The following is a 15,572-nucleotide window of genomic DNA, read 5'->3' as shown; positions in this document are numbered from 1 at the left end:
CGCAGCGAAGCCCGTCGTGTCGAGGAGGATCTGGTGACCTACGTCATCGCCCAGCCGTGTGTGGACCTCAAGGACCGTGCCTGCGTGGACGAGTGTCCGGTCGACTGCATCTACGAAGGCAACCGGATGCTCTACATCCACCCCGACGAGTGCGTCGACTGCGGTGCGTGCGAGCCGGTCTGCCCGGTGGAGGCGATCTTCTACGAGGACGACACCCCGGAGGAGTGGAAGGCGTACTACGACGCCAACGTGCACTTCTTCGACGACCTCGGGTCGCCCGGTGGCGCCGCCAAGATGGGCGTCATCGACAAGGACCACCCGCTGGTCTCGGCGCTGCCTCCGCAGGAGCACGACGAATAATCGGTGGTCGAGCAGCGAGCGCAGCGAGTGGTCGGTCGAGACCCCGTCTCCACCCGGCTGCCTGACTTCCCCTGGGACCAGCTGACGGCGTACGCCGCCACCGCGCGGGCCCACCCCGACGGCATCGTCGACCTCTCGATCGGCACGCCCGTCGACCCGACGCCGACAGTCGTCCAGGAGGCGCTGGCGGCGGCTGCGGACTCGCCTGGCTATCCCGTCACCATCGGTCTCGAGGCGACCCGCCGCGCGGCGATCGACTGGCTGACACGGAGGGCCGGGGCGATCGAGCTCGGTCTCGACGCGGTGCTCCCGACGATCGGGTCCAAGGAGCTGATCAGCTCGCTGGCCGGCCACCTCGGCATCGGCGCCGGCGACGTCGTCGTGCATCCCGCGCTCGCGTACCCGACGTACGAGGTCGGCACCGTCCTCGCCGGCGCCCGCCCCGTCGCGACCGACTCGCTCCTGTCGCTCGGCCCCGAGACGCCCGCGCTCGTGTGGGTGAACTCCCCGTCCAACCCGACCGGCCGGGTGCTGCCGCCCAAGCACCTGCGCAAGATGGTCGACTGGTGTCGCGAGCGCGGCGTGCTGCTGGTCTCCGACGAGTGCTACCTCGAGTGCGCGTGGGAGGGGGCGCCCGTCTCGTTGCTGCACCCCGACGTCTGCGGCGGCTCGCCCGAGGGGCTGCTCACCGTGCACTCGCTGTCGAAGCGGTCCAACCTCGCGGGCTACCGCTGCGCCTTCGTCGCCGGTGACCCTGCTGTCGTCGGCGAGCTGCTCGCCGTACGCAAGAACCTCGGCCTGATGATGCCCGGCCCGCAGCAGCACGCGATGGTCGCGGCCCTCGACGACGACGCGCACGTCGTCGAGCAGCACGCGCGGTACGCCGCCCGCCGGGCGATCCTTCGTCGAGCGCTCGAGTCCGCGGGTTTCCGCATCGATCACTCGGAGGCGTCGCTCTATCTCTGGGCGACCCGCGACGAGGACTGCTGGGCCACGGTGTCCTGGCTCGCCGAGCGCGGCATCCTCGCTGCCCCTGGCTCGTTCTACGGCGCCGCCGGTGCAAAGCACGTGCGCGTCGCCTTCACCGCCACCGACGAGCGCGTCGCCGCCGCGGCCGACCGCCTGGCCGGCTGACCGGCTACTGCCCTGACGACCGGCCCACCGGCACGGTGACGTCGTCGACCACCAGGCTCCACCGTCTTGGAGAGAATCGTGCCAGCTGCTCGCCCGCCTTGCAGGGACGCATCCTCCACGCAAGCCGATGTCAGCCGAACGGTAGGCCGGCGCGGGGGTCCGTGCATCGGGCAGAGGCCCGCAGTTCCACGTGAGCGAGCCGCCCGAGCTCGTGGCGCACGTGCGCGACCTGGCGCAGCGGTACGCCGCCGCGCTGCCCTGACCCGAACCGATCCGCGTGCAGGTGCGTCATAGAGACGCCACCAGTCGAGACGAGGACCAACCATGACCCTGCACCACACCCCCCGGAGGCGGTCCCGCGCGGCTGCTCTTGTGTTGGCGCTCATCACCGGAAGCGCCGCCCTGTTGGTTCCTGGCGGAGCCGCTCGGGCCGACGAGGTCGTCGTCGGCGTCGAGGGGACGGCGACCGAGCACGCCGCGGGCTACCCCGCCACGAGCGAGCCGTGGCGCACGCTCACGCAGTCTACCTTCGTGACCGACGACCTGAGGCGCCAGTGGACCGGCACCATCAACCTCGCTGGTCCCGTTCCTCCGGGCAGCAAGATCGACATCGCCTGGCATCTTGGCCGGCAGCAGCCGAACGGCTGTGAGGTGCTCCTCAGCGTGGGCGAGCCCAGCTCGCCCGTGGCCGCCGACGGGGCGTTCACGATCACCCGCACCTACGTGGACGACGACTTCGCCCAACCCTTCACCTGCATGGCTGCCCTGGTCTTCACCGACGACGTCCTGACCGATTGGCTCACTGGCTCCTTCTCCCCGAACACGCGCACCTCGGGGGTCCAGGCAGCGCCGGCCGGCGGCCGCTTCCTGGTCGCCGCCGGACGAAGCACCCCCGCGATCGTGATGGTCACCTCGCACACGCTCGGCAGCAAGGGCGCGACAGTCAGCGTGGCTGGCCGGCGCGTCGACGTCCCCGGCGTCGAGACCGGCGCCATCGCGGCAGACCGCGCCCGCCCCGTCGTCGTGCGTGTCAAGGCCAAGCGTGAGGGCAGGTCCGAGGTCGCGCTCTCCGCCCGCGACGGCCGTGACAGCGGCGCCTTCGACGCTCGCTACGACGTCGTCGCCAAGACGATCGAGGCCCAGCGTCCGATGCCGGGCCGCTACGAGTCCGCCGACGGTGACGTGCGTCTCGTGGTGACGCCACGCTTCAAGGTGAAGGCGCTGTCGGTCGATGGCGTGCGGTGCAACGACGACGGACAGGAGTACGGCGTTCGACTGTCCAAGGAGCTGCGCGTACCACGCACCGGCGCCACCGCGCGTGTCATCAGGGTCCCCGACCAGGTCTTCGGTACCGGCTACTACGGGGTGCAGTTGCTGACGACGTCGCCACGGCGCGTGGCCGGCACCTTCGCTGTGGCCACGTACGGCTGCACGGGGTCCACTCGCTTCGTCGCGGATCTCCAGCGATGAGGCGACGCGGCCGCGTTGCCTTCCGGCCGATGAGTCCGGCTAGCGTCACGGGTCTCCAGACCTGACCAGGCAGGACGAGATCCCGGAGGAACCCCTTGAAGCTCTTGCTCACATCAGGCGGCATCACCAACCCGAGCATCCAAGCGGCCCTCGTCGACCTGCTCGGCAAGCCCGTGGCTGAGGCCCACGCGCTGTTGGTCCCGACCGCCCAATGGGGGCACCCGATGTGCGGACCAGCCGGGGTGCACCGCTCGATCGCTGTCGATCCGCAGCAGCACTTCAGCGGTCTGGGCTGGGCTTCGCTCGGCGTGCTCGAGCTGACCGCCCTCCCCACCATCGCTGCCGAGCGCTGGGAGCCGTGGCTGCGGGAGGCCGACGTGCTGCTGGTCGACGGCGGCGACGCGACGTACCTGTGTCACTGGATGCGCGAGTCCGGGCTTGCCGAGCTGCTGCCGACGCTGCCCGACAAGGTCTGGGTCGGCATGAGCGCCGGCAGCATGGTGCTGACGCCTCGCATCGGGCCCGAGTTCGTCCACTGGGCGCAGCCCGACGACGACGCCGGGTTGGGCGTCGTCGACTTCTCGATCTTCCCCCACCTGAACTACTTCCCCGACAACAACCCGGAGGCCGCCGCGCGCTGGGCCGCCGCCCTCGGCAACCCGTCGTACGCCATCGACGAGCAGACCGCGATCAAGGTCGTGGACGGCGTCGCCGAGGTGGTCTCCGAAGGAGAGTGGACCCGCTTCGAGGGGTGGAGGCGAGGGTCGCCCGAGCTCTGATCAGCTGAGCGAAAGGTGCACGTCGACCATCAGCCGGTCAGCGAGCTCCTCGAGCGCCTCGCGCAGGTCCTCGGCGCTCATCGCTTCAGGCGCCACGAGCACTGCCCGGGCCTCGAAGAGCTTGCCGCCCGCCATCGGCGCATCGGTGAGCTCGCTGACCAGGTCCTCGATGCTCACCCGGTGCCTGGCTAGCAGGGCGGCGATGTCGGCGACGATGCCCGGTCGGTCGGCGCCGACGAGCTCCAGGGTGAACCTCGCCAGGTCGTCCTCGACGGGAGCGTCGATCTGGTCGACCAGCACGTGCAGCCCCTCGTCCTCCAGCGTGTGCAGGTCCGCGAGCATGGTCTCCGCCTCGGCGTCGGGCGCCGACACGACGACGATGCCCGCGAACTTGCCTGCCGCCTGCGACAGCTGGCTCTGCTCCCAGCTGCCGCCGCGGGCGCTGATGGCTCCGGCGATGTCCGAGACCAGTCCGGGGCGGTCGTCGCCGAACAGGGTCAGGACGAAGGTGGCCATGCCGCAGGCTAGACCCTCCAGGGGAGGATCGGGTCTTCTCGCTCAGGTCTCGCGCCGACGGCGCAGGAGGACGTCCTGCCCCCAGTAGGCGCAGGCGACGAGCAGAGCAGCGGGACGACCAGCGCGGCCGGCACCAGGCGGCCGCTGATCCACCCCCGTGGCCCCCAGACCACCGGACGGGCGCGTCCCTCCCCGCCGCTGAACGGCTGGCCTCACGAGAGGTCGCGCAGCATCGACAGCCCGTCCGCGAGGCCTTGCCGGTTGCCGGCTTCGTCGGTGCCGGTGAGGTCGGCGCGGGAGAGCCGCTCGGCGAAGTACGCCGCCTGGACGGCGCCCCGGTAGCGCGACAGCGCCGGCAGGTGGTCCAGCTCGCTGGCGGGCAGCGGAGCAGCCGCCAGGTAGGCGTCGAGGAAGGGTCGGGCGGCCGGCGGCCCGCCGAGGTACATCACGGCCGACGCGACGTCGTACAGCAGCGGGCCCCGTCGGGCGCCGGCCCAGTCGATCAGCCCGGTGTCACCGGAGGCCGGGTCGTGGCGGAAGGCCTCGGGGGCGGGGTCGGTGTGCAGCAACCCCCAGGTGAGGGGTGGCAGCGCGTCGTACGCCGCGAGCGCGCCGGTGACCTCGACCCGCAGGGTCGGCGCGGCGTCGAGGTACGGGGAGTCCTCGTCGAACCAGTCGAAGAACCTCCGGGTCGGCTCGATCGTCGGGTCGCCGAGCGTGTGCGCGCGGGCCAGGGTCCGGCCGATCAGCTGCTGGTCGCCGGGGGAGTCGCCAGCCAGCTCCGCTCCGGGCACCCACCTGAGAAGGGCGAGGACGCCCTCGTCGAGGTCGACGCACAGCGCCCCCGAGGCCGTCGGCAGGGGAGCGCCGGTCGCCAGGCCGCGCTCGGCCAGCTGCAGCGACTCCGCCAGGCCTGCAGTCGCGCCGCCGACGAAGGACGCGGCCACCCACTTGGCGACGTACTGGCCGGAGACCAGCCGCACCCGCGCGGTCGACGAGTTCATCCCGCCGCCCAGCGGGCGCACGTCGAGCGCCGTGTCACCCCAGTGCTGCAGCGTCAGTGCCGGCAGGAGGGCGGCGAGCTCGATGTCGGTGGGCACGGGCCCAAGCGTGCCATCCGGACACGACCGTCCGGTCACCGGTGAAATCAGCCTCGAGGGTTGACAGGTGGTCTAGACCTCCGTCATGGTGAAAACGGTTTCTGAAAACGGTTTCAGAGAGCGCCGTCACATCCATCACCCAGTGACGAGAAGGAGGCGAGGACCCGATGCGGCCCACGATCCGGGACGTGGCCAGCAAGGCCGGAGTGTCCATCGCCACCGTCAGCCGGGCGCTGCGTGACCCCCAGATCGTCAGCAAGGAGACCCAGAGCAAGGTCGCCCTCGCGGCCCAGGAGCTGGACTACGTGCCGAACCACCTCGGCCGCCAGCTGGCCGAGAGGCGCCACGCTGCCAACGGGATCGTCTTCCCCGACCTGTCCGGGCCCTACTTCGCCGAGGTCGTGCTGGGCTACGAAGCCGTCGCCGCCGAGCTCGGCCGGTCGGTGCTGCTGCTCTCGACGCGTGGCCGCGAGAGTGCCGCCGCGATGGTCCACGACCTTGCTGCGCGCACCGATGGGCTCGTCGTGCTCGGGCGCACCGTCCCCGACGACGCTCTCCACAGCCTGGTGCGGCGCGGGGTTCCGCTGGTGCTCCTGGCCCGTACGCCGCTCGCCGAGATCGACTCCCTGAACGCCGAGAACCGGCAGACCGCCCGGGCGCTCGCCGCGCACCTCACCGCCGCGGGGGCCGGGGCCATCACCTTCGTCGGTGACCCCGACCTGTCGCCCGACATCGCCGAACGCCTCGAGGGGCTCGAGGCCGGCGCCGGCGGCGCCACCGTGACCGTGACCCGTACCCCCGAGCTCGACGAGGGCTCGGGCCAGCGGGCCGGCGACGCCGTCGTCGCGTCCGGCCGGTTGCCCGACGCCTTCGCCTGCGCCAACGACGAGCTCGCGCTCGGCCTGATGACCACGCTTCGCGCGGGCGGGGTCCGGGTACCTGATGACGTGCTCGTCTCCGGTTGGGATGACGTGATGGCCGCGCGGTACGCCGGCCTCACCACTGTGCGCCAACCCATGCGAGACCTCGGGGCCACCGCCGCCCGGATGCTCGACGAGCTCATCCGCGGTCAGCGCACCGAGCCCCGGCACGAGGTGCTCGCCACCGAGCTGATCATCCGCACCAGCACGACCAGCACGACCGGCACCACCAGCACGACCTGACACCAGCGCCACCGGCAAGACAACTCCCTCGGAAGGAACCCAGTGATGAAGCGGAACCGCAGCATCGCCACCCGCGCACTCGCGCTCGTGGCCATCTCCAGCCTGGCCTTGACCGCATGCGGTCGGGACGCAGACGACAGCGGAGCAGAGGGCCAGGGGGAGGCCGTCTCGGAAGGTGAGGCCAGCGGCGAGATCGAGGTCTGGGCCATGGGCACCGAGGGCGAGATGCTCGGTGACTTCTCCCAGTCCTTCATGGACGAGAACCCCGACGCCGACGTGAAGGTCACCGCCGTCCCGTGGGACGCCGCGCACGACAAGATCGCCAACGCCATCGCGTCCGGCGAGACACCCGACGTGACCCTGGTCGGGTCGACGTGGATGGGCGAGTTCGGCCAGTCCGGCGGCATCGACCCGATCCCGGAGGGCCTCGTCGACGGCGGCGACTTCTTCGAGGGCGCCTGGGGCTCCAACGACGTCGGCGGCACCGTCTACGGCGTGCCGTGGTACGTCGAGACCCGCGTCCTCTACTACCGCAAGGACCTCGCGGAGAAGGCCGGCTGGAACGAGCCCCCGCAGAGCTGGGACGACTTCAAGCAGTTCACCAAGGACCTGATGGACAAGGGTGGCGCGGAGTACGGCATCAGCCTGCCTCCCGGCGGCACCGGGTCCTGGCAGACGATGATGCCGTTCGCGTGGTCCAACGGCGCCAGCCTCACCAACGAGGACGGCACGGAGTACACCCTCGACAGCCCCGAGATGGCCGAGGCGCTCGAGTACTACAAGTCGTTCTTCGACGAGGGCATCACGGTCGCCAAGACCATGGACGCCGGTGAGCTGGAGAGCGGCTTCGCCGACGGCACCTACGCGTCCTTCATCTCCGGGCCCTGGCACGCCGGGCTCGTCGAGGAGGCCGGACTGAGCAAGGACGAGTACGGCGTCGCACTGCTGCCCGGTCCCGAGGGCTCGCCCGGCACGTCCTTCGTGGGTGGCGGCAACCTGGCCGTCTTCGCGGACTCCGACAACAAGGAGAACGCCTGGAAGTACGTCCAGTGGCTCTCGGACCCCGAGACCCAGCAGGGCTTCTACGACGAGGTCGGTGACCTTCCCGCCGTGCAGTCGGCGTGGGACAGCGGCAAGCTCGCCGACGACCCGCAGCTGCAGATCTTCGGTGAGCAGCTCGCCAGCACGCAGGCACCGCCGTCGGTGCCGACCTGGGAAGAGGTCGCCGGCGTGGTCGACAGCGAGACCGAGAAGGTCACGCGCGGCGACCTGAGCGTGGAGGACGCCATCGCCTCGATGCAGGAGCAGGCCTCCGCGATCGGCACTGGTCTGTGACATGACCACCACCACCGTGACCCGCGACGCGGCGTCCGCCCCCAAGAGGTCCGGGGCGCCGCGACGCGGACCAGCTCGGGGCACGGATCCCACGCGGCGGCAGCAGGCTGTCGCCGCGTGGGTGCTCGCCCTCCCGTTCGTGGTGCTGTTCCTGGCCTTCACCCTCGGGCCGGTGCTAGCGGGGCTCGGCATGTCGTTCACCGACCTGAAGCGGGTCGACATCCGCAACCCGTTCGCGGTCGACATCGTCGGCCTGGACAACTACACCAAGCTGATCCAGGACCCGCTCTTCCGCAAGGTCACCCTGAACACCCTGCTCTACCTGGTGCTCGGCGTCCCGCTCACGATGATGGTCGCCCTCGCGATCGCCGTCGGCCTCAACCGGATCACCCGTCTGAAGGGCTTCTTCCGGGTCGGCTACTACCTCCCGGTCGTGACCAGCATCGTCGCCATCTCGGTGGTGTGGAAGTTCCTGTACCGCGAGAACGGCGGACTGCTCAACTCCCTGCTCGACCTCGTCGGCATCGACGGTCCGGCCTGGCTCGACTCCACAGCGCTGGCGCTGCCCTCGCTCGTGGTCATGTCGGTGTGGCGCAACTTCGGCGCGCTCATGGTGATCTTCCTGGCCGGCCTCCAGACCATCCCCCAGGAGGTCAACGAGGCCGCCGAGGTGGACGGCGCCACCGGCTGGGGCCGCTTCCGACACATCACGCTCCCGATGCTGCGACCGACGCTGCTCTTCGGCGCGGTGATCACCGGCATCGGCTACCTCCAGTTCTTCGAGGAGGCCGTGGTGATGACCAAAGGCGGACCGCTCGACTCCACCCGCTCGGTCACCTTCTTCACCTTCGACCAGTTCGGCTACGGCAACTACGGGTATGCCGCCGCGGCGAGCTATCTCCTGTTCCTGGCCATCGTCGCGCTGACCTACCTCCAGTTCCGCTGGCTCGGCGAGAGGGACTCCAAATGACTGACACCGCGCGTGCCGCCACTGCGGCCGATCACCCGCCGACATCTCCGGCGACGCCCGCACCGACGGCTCCGTCCGGCCGGGAGGACGGCTACGACCGCGCTCCTCGCTGGATCTACGGCGTCCTGGCAGGAGGGCTGTTCGTGGTCGTCGTCCCGTTCATCTGGATGGTGGTCTCGTCCTTCAAGCCCGAGGCCGAGGTGCGCCGCGTCCCGCCGACGTGGATCCCGGAGACGACGACGCTCGACAACTACCGCACGCTCTTCACCGAGCTGGACTTCCCGACGTACTTCTTCAACTCCATCGTGGTCGCTCTCGCGGTGACCCTGGGCAACATGGTCTTCTGCTCGATGCTCGGCTACGCCTTGGCGAAGCTGGAGTTCACCGGCAAGCGGGCGTTGTTCGCGGTCGTCCTGGCGACGCTGATGATCCCGGGTGTGGTGACCTTCGTGCCGCTCTTCGTGCTGGTGACGAAGATGGGTCTGACCAACAGCCTGATCGGGCTGATCCTGCCGTTCCTGGCCGGGCCGTTCGGCGTGTTCCTGATGCGGCAGTACATCAGCGCGCTGCCCGACGAGCTCATCCAGGCGGCCCGCATCGACGGCGCCGGCGAGCTGCGGATCTTCGCCTCGGTGATCATGCCGCTGTGCGGACCGGCCCTGGCCACGCTGGGGATCTTGACCTTCCTCGGCTCGTGGAACAACTTCCTCTGGCCGGTCGTCGTCGCCCAGACCGAGGACAAGTACACCCTTCCCGTGGCGCTCGCGTTGTACGCCGTCGGGCAGAACGCGACCGAGTACGGCCTGCTCCTTGCGGGCTCCGTGGTCGTCGTGATCCCCGTGCTCGTCCTGTTCCTCGTCCTGCAGCGCCACATCATGCAAGGCATCGCCATGACCGGCATCAAGTAGGTCTCGACTGAGCTCGACCACCGGTGGTCGAGCGATCAGTCGGTGGTCGAGCAGCGAGCGAAGCGAGCGATCAGTCGGTGGTCGAGCAGCGAGCGAAGCGAGCGATCAGTCGAGACCCCACCACAACATCCATCTCGGGAAACGGAGAACCCTCAATGCGCCCCTCCCCACGAGCCGCCAGGCTCACCACACTCGTCGCTGCCGGAGCAGTGGCTCTCGGGCTGGCAGTCGGCGGACCCGGAGCAGCGGCGCCCACCGGCGCCGCTGCTCCGACCACCGCCGCCATGCCCGGCCCCATGCCCGGCCCCATGTCCGGACCCATGCCCGGCCCCATGTCTGCCTCCATGACCGGCGCCGTGACCGGCGCCGTGTCCAGTGCCGCCAAGGGCGGTGCCCAGGACCGCGTGATGAAGCAGTACCTCAAGGACACCTGGAAGTCGTTCGTCGCGATGACCGACGAGGACACCGGCCTGCCCGCCGACAACATCGGCGGCGACCTCGACGCGACGGACCGCAGCGGCTTCACGTCGCCGACCAACATCGGCGCCTACCTGTGGAGCACCGTCGTCGCCCGCGACACCGGCCTGATCACCAAGGCCGACGCGCGCGAGCGGATGCTGCAGACGATCGACTCGATCGGCAAGCTCGAGATGCACGAGGAGTCCGGCCAGTACTACAACTGGTACGACCCCGCGACTCTGGAGAAGCTGACCGTCTGGCCGGAGAACCAGAGCACCGTCCACCCGTTCGTCTCGAGCGTCGACAACGGCTGGCTCGCCACCGGGCTGCTGGTCGCCGCCCGTGCGGACAGCGAGGTCGCCCCGGCGGCCGACGCCCTGCGCGAGAAGATGGACTTCGGCTTCTACTACGACGAGTCGGCCGGCGTGCGCAAGACGCCGGACGGTCCCGTCGGCGGCCAGATCAGCGGCGGCTTCTGGGTCGAGCCGCCCCCGGGCTGCTCGCAGCTGTTGAGCTTCCGCGAGGGAACCGCGCCGGTCTACCACACCTGCCACCGCTACGGCGCGTTCAACACCGAGCCCCGGATGGCGTCGTACCTCGGCATCGCTGCCGGTCAGATCCCGGCGAAGCACTACTTCGGTACCCAGCGGACCTTCCCGCCGATCTGCGACTACACCTGGACCGAGACCACGCCGACCGGCGAGTGGGTCTCCCACGAGGGCGTCGACGTCTTCGAGGGCACGCTGCCCTACCGCGGCATGAAGATCGTCCCGACGTGGGGCGGCAGCATGTTCGAGGCCCTGATGGTGCCGCTGTTCGTGCCCGAGGAGAAGTGGGGCCCGTCCTCGTGGGGCAAGAACCACCCGCTCTACGTGCAGGCCCAGATCGAGCACGGCAAGGAAGAGGCCGGCTACGGCTACTGGGGCTTCTCCCCGTCGAACAACCCCGACGGCGGCTACCGCGAGTACGGCGTGGACGCGCTCGGCATGGACGAGCCCGGCTACACCTCCGACCAGCAGCGCACCGACTGGAGCCAGCCCAACGTGGTCGAGGGCTGTCCCAACAACCGGGCCGGTGAGCCCGCGCCGACGGAGTACGGCGACGGTGTCGTGACGCCGCACGCGTCCTTCCTCGCGCTGCGCTACGCCAAGGGGCAGGCGCTCGCCAACCTCGCCAAGCTGAAGCGCAACTTCGACGCCTACGGCCCCGGCGGTTTCTACGACGCCGTCGAGGTGCCGACCGGCGACGTCTCCAAGCGCTACCTGTCGCTCGACCAGGGCATGATCATGGCCGCGCTCGGCAACGCGCTCGCCGGGGACGACCTGCGTGGCTACGTCGCGCCGGGCGGGCTCGCTGAGAAGGTCAAGCCGCTGATGGCGGAGGAGACCTTCGGCTCAGCGGGTCGTTAGTGGCTGCTAACGACTGGACGCACGGGCCGGGTGGCCGACCGGGTAGGGGCTCACGACGGGCTTCTCCTCGGCCACCCGGGCCGGCGACGGCATCGGCTCCACGCCGAGGTTGCTGAGGTCGTCCGGGGTGTGGTGCGGGAAGCCCATGTCGTACTGCGAGCGCACCCGCTCCTCGCGAGCCGACGAGACCGGCGCCTTCATGCGGACCGCCGAGATGCCGGAGATCCGGATGACGAGCGTCTCCTCGTCCGGTGTGTAGAGGGCGACGCCCTCTCCGTCGAGCCCGATCACGTGGCCGGTCATCCACGTGGTCCCGCAGAGCACCTGCACGGGCACGCTGCTCGCCTCGGCGTGCCGCAGCGCGGTGCCCACCGTCAGGATGGTGGTAGTGATGTTCATGGGTCGATGTCCCCCCCAGGCTCGATCCGACCCACCAATTGCACCGCACGACCGGGCCTGCCGCAATCACCGGGGAGACAAGTTTCTCCCCGGACCGCGTCGCAACCGCGTTGCTGGCTAGGCCGGCTGCGGCTCGCGGTGGAGCTCGACCAGGTCCCGGGTGAAGATCTCGGTGGCCGCACGGATGCGGTCGCCGACCACGTCGGACTCGCCGGCGGCGTACGCCGGAGCGCTCTCCGGGTGCCACGACGGCGCGGCGGACCTGGGCGCAGCCGGCTCCTCGGGGACGTCGTCGGCGGCGATGGCCTGCTCGACCCGGACCGCCGTGACGGCCTGGATGCGCAGCACGATGGTGTCGCCCTCCTGGGTCTGCAGGACGGCACCCTCGCCGTCGAGACCGAGCACGTCGCCGGTCATCCAGAAGCCGCCGACGAGGACGTGCACCTGCACGCCGCCGTCCTGGGCCCGCCGAAGCGCGGTGCCGACCGTCAGGATCGTAGAGCTCTGCTGCATGGTGTCTCCCCCATGAGTCCATGTCCCCTGACGCCCGTGCTACCCCCCGGTCGCACTGAATGACGTCAGTGGGACAACGATACGAAAGTCGTCTGGGAAACCCGCCAACTTGCGGATTTCTTTGCCGTGCGGGCGTGGCCGAGCGTGGATCTTTACCGCTGCGGACTGTCGACGGAGGTTTCCGGAGGTCCCGGGCCCTGGTGGGCGTGCTAGTCGAAGACGTCGACGTGCACGTGGTCCCGGTGCGCGAGCACGTCGGGGTCGCCGCTGGAGCTGGGCGGGTCGTAGTCGCGCCAGCCCTGCTCCGAGCGACTGCCGGAAGTCCAGATCTTGCCGTCGAAGATGACCGTGCGGATGGAGAGCCGGTCGGCCTGGGCGACGAGGTACTGCGCCACCTCCCAGCCGCGCTGCCGGTTCGCCTCGGCGACGGGCCGGAAGAACACGTCGACCGCGCGACCGTCGTAGTGCGCGGAGCTCTCCATGTGGCCGCTGGTGACGCCACCAGGCTCGAACCCACCGAGGGACAGGTCGCCGAAGACGTTGCCCAGCTCCTCACGCACGATCGCGGCCCTGTTCGTCAGGCCCGCGTCGTCGAGCTCGTCGGACTCCTCGTCGACGTCGCCACGGGTGGTGCACCAGAACCGGCCGCCGGTGGTCTCCCCGGTGAGTGCGGAGGCCAGCACGCGCGCATCGGCCTCATGGTCGGCGTACGCCTCCGGGTAGGCGGACCGCTGCACCGCCTGCGCCGCCACGGTGATGCGCATCGACTCGTAGCCGTCGACCTCGCTCAAGGCGTCGTAGAACTTGTTGATGGAGTAGACCGGGTCCAGGATCTGCCGGCGGGTGCCCCACCCCTGCGACGGCCGCTGCTGGAAGAGGCCGATCGAGTCGAGGTGCCCGTGCTCGATGTTGAGGATCTTGGACTCCTGGTACGCCGTCGCGAGCGCGATCGACACCGCGCGCGGCGGCATCCCGCGCTTCATGGCGATCGCGGAGATGAGCGCGGCGTTCTCCGCCTGCTCGGTCGACAGCGTGACCTCGCGCCCCTGGACGCTGGCCGTGCAGCCGACCGGGTCGGGCAGGGGGCCCGCGCCCGTGAGCAGGGCGAGGCCGGCCGCGACGACGGCCACGACGGCACCGACGCCGATGAGGACGATCGCGGAGACGCGACCGGCTGACCTGCGGACCATCCAGCTAGGCGTTGCTGTGCAAGGCGCTGTTGAGCTCGATGCCCTGGCCCTGCCACGGCACCGCCTCGATCGCGCCGGAGACGGAGTTGCGACGGAAGAGGACGTTGTCGGCCCCGGAGAGGTCCAGCGCCTTGACGACGACGGGCTCGCCGTCGGACCCCTTCATGGTCACCTTCGTGCCCGCGGTGACGTAGCACCCCGCCTCGACGACACAGTCGTCGCCGAGGGAGATGCCGATGCCGGCGTTCGCGCCGACCAGGCAGCGGCGGCCGATCGAGATCACCTGCTTGCCGCCACCCGACAGGGTCCCCATGATCGAGGCGCCGCCTCCGACGTCGGAGCCGTCGCCGACCACGACGCCGGCGCTGATGCGGCCCTCGACCATGCTCGTGCCCAGGGTCCCGGCGTTGTAGTTGACGAAGCCCTCGTGCATGACGGTGGTGCCGTCGGCGAGGTGGGCCCCGAGCCGGACCCGGTCGGCGTCGGCGATGCGGACGCCGACGGGCAGGACGTAGTCGACCATCCGCGGGAACTTGTCGACGCCGTAGACGGTGACCGGACCCTGCGCGCGCAGGCGCGCGCGGGTCTCCTCGAAGCCGTCGACGGGCGCCGGCCCGTGGTTGGTCCACACGACGTTGGCCAGCACGCCGAAGATGCCGCTCAGGTCGAGCCCGTGCGGGGCCACGAGACGGTGGGAGAGCAGGTGCAGTCGGAGGTAGGCGTCACTGGCGTCGGCCGGTGCGACGTCGAGGTCGATCTCGCGCTCGACGACCTCGGTGCGGACGCGGCGGGCGGGGTGCTCGGCTGCCAGCGCGACGAGAGACTCGGGAACGGTCACCCCCTCGGGTCGTCCGCCGAGAGCGGGGGAGGGGTACCACGTGTCCAGGACCGTGCCCGCGCTGGCGCCGGAGGTCACGACGGTGGCCAGGCCGAAGCCGAACGCGCTGCGAGTCACCCGCCTCACTTTACGGAGGCCACCCCAGTGGGTGCCGAATCCACCCGCCGCCGGCTACTGACCGACGCGTTCCCCACCCGGCCGCCACGGCCCCGGCCCCCACGGCCCCACAGCCCCACAGCCCCACAGCCCCACAGCCCCACAGCCACAGCATTGGGCCCCCCACAGGTGGGCCCGACGGAGCCCCCCGTCTGGACCACCCACTTGTCCAGGAAGGCCGCGCGAAACGCCGTGCGGCCAAGACGTTTGGCTCGCGCCCTCACGGTCGATGAGCGGCGCAGGCGATCGCGGCCGCCATCAGGTCGGCGGCCGCGTCGCTGCTCAGCCCGCTGCCGCGGACCAGCGTCTGCCAGGTGCGGAAGCTCAGCGCCAGGTCGATCGAAGCCGTGACCTCGGGGCTCCGCTGCCCCTCGGGCCACGCGGTGAGCAGCGCCTCGCGGATCGCCGCACGGGGTCCCCCGAGCCGCAGCCGGCTGACCTCGCCCACCAGTGGGTGCACCTCCGCGTCGCGGACGACGTGGGAGGTCATGGCCTCGTCGGCCTCCCAGTGCGCGTACACCAGGCGGAGCCCGTGCCGGCTCCGCGCCACCGGGTCGTCGATGTCGAGCCAGTCGGCGGGGTCGGGCAACGGGTGCTGGGCGACGTGGTGGGCGGAGCAGGCGTGGAGCAGCGCACGCTCGTCCGGGAAGTGCCGGTACAGCGTGTTGCGCTGGACGCCTGCTCGCTCGGCGACGGCGCTCATCGTGGTGCGCGCGGGACCCAGCTCGCCGTGCAGGGCGACGGCGGCCTCCACGATCCGGAGGCGGGTCTTCTCCTGCTGCTCGGCTCGCTTCTTCTGCTGGTAGGTGCGGGTCACCCCAGAATTATCGCACATGTGTGTTCGTTCAATTGACAGGCCGGGGGACGACTGCT

At 70.5% G+C, this 15,572-nt stretch carries 16 protein-coding genes; 9 read left to right on the top strand and 7 right to left on the bottom strand.

Annotated elements, in window-relative coordinates; genetic code table 11:
• Window positions 1-33: 33 nt before the first annotated feature.
• The 4 genes from fdxA (at window position 34) to ABD295_RS06730 (ending at window position 3,743) form a co-directional block, all read left to right on the top strand.
• Entirely contained in the window at window positions 34-360 is a 327-nt protein-coding gene (gene fdxA, locus ABD295_RS06745) for a ferredoxin (RefSeq protein WP_344302907.1), read from the top strand.
• 3 nt (window positions 361-363) lie between these two features.
• Entirely contained in the window at window positions 364-1,494 is a 1,131-nt protein-coding gene (dapC, locus tag ABD295_RS06740; protein WP_344302906.1) for a succinyldiaminopimelate transaminase, read from the top strand.
• Between the two features lie 324 nt (window positions 1,495-1,818).
• Window positions 1,819-2,964: a hypothetical protein gene (locus ABD295_RS06735; RefSeq protein WP_344302905.1), complete on the top strand. Its 1,146-nt coding sequence runs from the start codon at window positions 1,819-1,821 to the stop codon at window positions 2,962-2,964.
• A gap of 95 nt (window positions 2,965-3,059) precedes the next feature.
• Complete coding sequence (locus tag ABD295_RS06730) at window positions 3,060-3,743, top strand: Type 1 glutamine amidotransferase-like domain-containing protein (RefSeq protein WP_344302904.1); 684 nt, start codon at window positions 3,060-3,062, stop codon at window positions 3,741-3,743.
• On the opposite strand, the gene ABD295_RS06725 is transcribed toward ABD295_RS06730, so the two are convergent.
• Both ABD295_RS06725 and ABD295_RS06720 read right to left on the bottom strand, forming a co-directional pair.
• Window positions 3,744-4,259, bottom strand: a complete 516-nt coding sequence (locus tag ABD295_RS06725; RefSeq protein ID WP_344302903.1) for a glycine cleavage system transcriptional repressor — start codon at window positions 4,257-4,259, stop codon at window positions 3,744-3,746.
• Between the two features lie 212 nt (window positions 4,260-4,471).
• A complete protein-coding gene (locus ABD295_RS06720; protein WP_344302902.1) occupies window positions 4,472-5,359 on the bottom strand; it encodes a phosphotransferase enzyme family protein in 888 nt (295 codons plus the stop codon).
• Window positions 5,360-5,526: 167 nt separating this feature from the next.
• Here ABD295_RS06720 and ABD295_RS06715 point away from each other — a divergent pair, with 167 nt between their 5' ends.
• The 5 genes from ABD295_RS06715 to ABD295_RS06695 all read left to right on the top strand — a co-directional run bounded on the left by ABD295_RS06715 (window position 5,527) and on the right by ABD295_RS06695 (window position 11,603).
• Window positions 5,527-6,522: a LacI family DNA-binding transcriptional regulator gene (locus ABD295_RS06715; RefSeq protein ID WP_344302901.1), complete on the top strand. Its 996-nt coding sequence runs from the start codon at window positions 5,527-5,529 to the stop codon at window positions 6,520-6,522.
• 45 nt (window positions 6,523-6,567) lie between these two features.
• Window positions 6,568-7,857, top strand: a complete 1,290-nt coding sequence (locus ABD295_RS06710) for a sugar ABC transporter substrate-binding protein (protein WP_344302900.1) — start codon at window positions 6,568-6,570, stop codon at window positions 7,855-7,857.
• Between the two features lies 1 nt (window position 7,858).
• Window positions 7,859-8,827, top strand: a complete 969-nt coding sequence (locus ABD295_RS06705; protein WP_344302899.1) for a carbohydrate ABC transporter permease — start codon at window positions 7,859-7,861, stop codon at window positions 8,825-8,827.
• Window positions 8,824-9,735, top strand: coding sequence for a carbohydrate ABC transporter permease (locus ABD295_RS06700; protein ID WP_344302898.1), 912 nt, complete (start codon window positions 8,824-8,826; stop codon window positions 9,733-9,735). Before ABD295_RS06705 ends, ABD295_RS06700 begins: the two co-directional genes overlap by 4 nt.
• 344 nt (window positions 9,736-10,079) lie before the next feature.
• Window positions 10,080-11,603, top strand: coding sequence for a glucoamylase family protein (locus ABD295_RS06695; RefSeq protein WP_344302897.1), 1,524 nt, complete (start codon window positions 10,080-10,082; stop codon window positions 11,601-11,603).
• 6 nt (window positions 11,604-11,609) lie between these two features.
• On the opposite strand, the gene ABD295_RS06690 is transcribed toward ABD295_RS06695, so the two are convergent.
• The 5 genes from ABD295_RS06690 to ABD295_RS06670 all read right to left on the bottom strand — a co-directional run bounded on the left by ABD295_RS06690 (window position 11,610) and on the right by ABD295_RS06670 (window position 15,516).
• The gene (locus ABD295_RS06690) at window positions 11,610-12,002 is read right to left on the bottom strand and encodes a hypothetical protein (protein ID WP_344302896.1); all 393 of its coding nucleotides are present in this window, start codon (window positions 12,000-12,002) and stop codon (window positions 11,610-11,612) included.
• Window positions 12,003-12,119: 117 nt separating this feature from the next.
• Window positions 12,120-12,515, bottom strand: a complete 396-nt coding sequence (locus tag ABD295_RS06685) for a hypothetical protein (RefSeq protein WP_344302895.1) — start codon at window positions 12,513-12,515, stop codon at window positions 12,120-12,122.
• Between the two features lie 209 nt (window positions 12,516-12,724).
• On the bottom strand, window positions 12,725-13,705 hold the full coding sequence (locus ABD295_RS06680) for a VldE C-terminal domain-containing protein (protein WP_344302894.1): 981 nt from the start codon (window positions 13,703-13,705) through the stop codon (window positions 12,725-12,727).
• A gap of 4 nt (window positions 13,706-13,709) precedes the next feature.
• Window positions 13,710-14,660 (bottom strand): 2,3,4,5-tetrahydropyridine-2,6-dicarboxylate N-succinyltransferase, encoded by a 951-nt coding sequence (gene dapD, locus ABD295_RS06675; protein WP_344302893.1) that lies wholly within the window; start codon window positions 14,658-14,660, stop codon window positions 13,710-13,712.
• Between the two features lie 259 nt (window positions 14,661-14,919).
• Window positions 14,920-15,516 carry a TetR/AcrR family transcriptional regulator gene (locus ABD295_RS06670; protein ID WP_344302892.1) on the bottom strand — a complete coding sequence of 199 codons (597 nt, stop codon included), beginning with the start codon at window positions 15,514-15,516 and terminating at the stop codon, window positions 14,920-14,922.
• Between the last annotated feature and the right edge of the window lie 56 nt (window positions 15,517-15,572).

It is taken from the genome of Nocardioides bigeumensis (assembly GCF_039531755.1).
Classification (GTDB): domain Bacteria; phylum Actinomycetota; class Actinomycetes; order Propionibacteriales; family Nocardioidaceae; genus Nocardioides; species Nocardioides bigeumensis.
This window is presented reverse-complemented; position numbering and strand designations above follow the sequence as displayed.